Source organism: Corynebacterium flavescens (assembly GCF_008693105.1).
GTDB classification, from domain to species: Bacteria; Actinomycetota; Actinomycetes; order Mycobacteriales; family Mycobacteriaceae; genus Corynebacterium; species Corynebacterium flavescens.
Genome location: NZ_VXKK01000006.1, coordinates 1 through 1,411 on the forward strand (window position 1 = coordinate 1; position 1,411 = coordinate 1,411).

Below are 1,411 nucleotides of genomic sequence, written 5' to 3' on the forward strand. Positions count from 1 at the left end.
ACCCACCAGCACCGCACGGTGCTGGTGGGTTCCTAGCGTGGAGATGACGTGGCGTCGATCATGCTCCTTTCCCGGGTACTCGGATAGGGGGTGTTTAGTAGGCCGAGGGTTTGGTGGTACAGCCGGCGTCCATGAGAGGGCCGGTGTGAGTGCTCAGCCATTCCCGGATCGGGTAGCGGCCGTGTGGGTCGGGCGCCGCAAGGGAGGGGAACAGGGCGAGGTCGTCATCTACGCGTCGCTGGTAGGCGTCACGGGTCTCCTTGAGATGTCCTAGGTGGATAGTGTCGTCCTGGCCCGCAGGATGGCTCACACGGTACAACGCCGCCACACTGTGATAGGCGGGAGTAGCCGTTGCGTATGGCACCCTGGATGTCGCCTGTATTTCAGGGCTCGAGTTCTTGCGAGAAGATTCGGTCCCTGTCGTTCACGGGTCGGTGTGGGCATGAGGACAGCGCGGCTCCCACTTCGGAAAGATGGTCCAGTCGCTAATGATCGTGGGCGTTGACAATGGCGTTGACCTTGGCATCCACAGCCTCCAGTGTGCTCAAGTCCAGGCGGGCAGTGTCGGTGTCCACGCCGTGCCCCTTCATCAGGAAGTCCAGCTTCGGGTGCAGCTGGGCGAGGGTATCGTTCGCCATGCTAGAGGGGTCACCGCCGTGGGCGGCGCATAACGCATTCACCTTGGCGTGCAGTGAGGAGACGGATTCGAGGTCCAGATCCGACTCGTCGAAGTTCTCGACCCCGTGGTCCTTGAGCAGGAAGTTCATCTTCTCGTGGAGACTGGCAAAGGTCACTTCGGCCATGGTGGTGTCCTTTCATGATGAAGATCAGGTGTTTTTGTGGCACTCATTAAGTTATGAACAATCCGGAGAAAGTACCTTGATCCGCATCAAGTACCCGCAAAGTGAGATCTGGATCGCAAAAAGACTGTGGTGCTCGTAGCCCGGGGACACAGATGGCCCGCCGGCACTTTCTGGTGCGGGCGGGCTTGTGGGGTCGGGAGTGCGTCAGATCGCCGACGGCTTGGCAGTGTAACCGACCTCGGCTACCGCGGTAACCAGGTCGCGTACGGAGGCCTTCTGTGGGTCGTGGGTGACCAGGATGCGTCCGGAGGAGAACTTCACCTCCGCATTCTCCACGCCATCCAAACCATTCAGCTTGTTTTCGATCTTGGCGACACAGCTCGGACAGGTGAACTCATCAGAGCGCAAGGTGGTGTTCTTCAGTGTGGCGGGGGCGGTCATCGTAACCAGGTCCTTTCATCTTTTATCGTCATGTTCCTGTGCTTGCACCTTTAAAGATACGGTCCTTTCCAGGTTAATTCCTTGACCTGGATCAAACAACGACAAATCTCTCCTACCAGGAAATTGTCCTGGAACAGAGAGAGGGATGTGGGCGTTTTAAAGGCCGG

3 protein-coding genes are annotated in these 1,411 nt (G+C 58.4%); all 3 read right to left on the reverse strand.

The annotated features are described in order from the left end of the window. Positions 1 to 94 precede the first annotated feature (94 nt). A complete protein-coding gene (locus tag F4V60_RS00500; protein WP_150387344.1) occupies positions 95 to 364 on the reverse strand; it encodes a hypothetical protein in 270 nt (89 codons plus the stop codon). Positions 365 to 485: 121 nt separating this feature from the next. Continuing rightward, positions 486 to 803 carry a hypothetical protein gene (locus F4V60_RS00505; protein ID WP_075728849.1) on the reverse strand — a complete coding sequence of 106 codons (318 nt, stop codon included), beginning with the start codon at positions 801 to 803 and terminating at the stop codon, positions 486 to 488. Positions 804 to 1,007: 204 nt separating this feature from the next. After that, complete coding sequence (locus F4V60_RS00510) at positions 1,008 to 1,244, reverse strand: heavy-metal-associated domain-containing protein (RefSeq protein ID WP_075728850.1); 237 nt, start codon at positions 1,242 to 1,244, stop codon at positions 1,008 to 1,010. Positions 1,245 to 1,411: the final 167 nt, after the last annotated feature.

Bases quoted from the DNA above. Each gene is read 5' to 3' on its own strand.
- F4V60_RS00510 (WP_075728850.1), bottom strand. From the start codon at position 1,244: ATGACCGCCCCCGCCACACTGAAGAACACCACCTTGCGCTCTGATGAG.
- F4V60_RS00505 (WP_075728849.1), bottom strand. From the start codon at position 803: ATGGCCGAAGTGACCTTTGCCAGTCTCCACGAGAAGATGAACTTCCTG.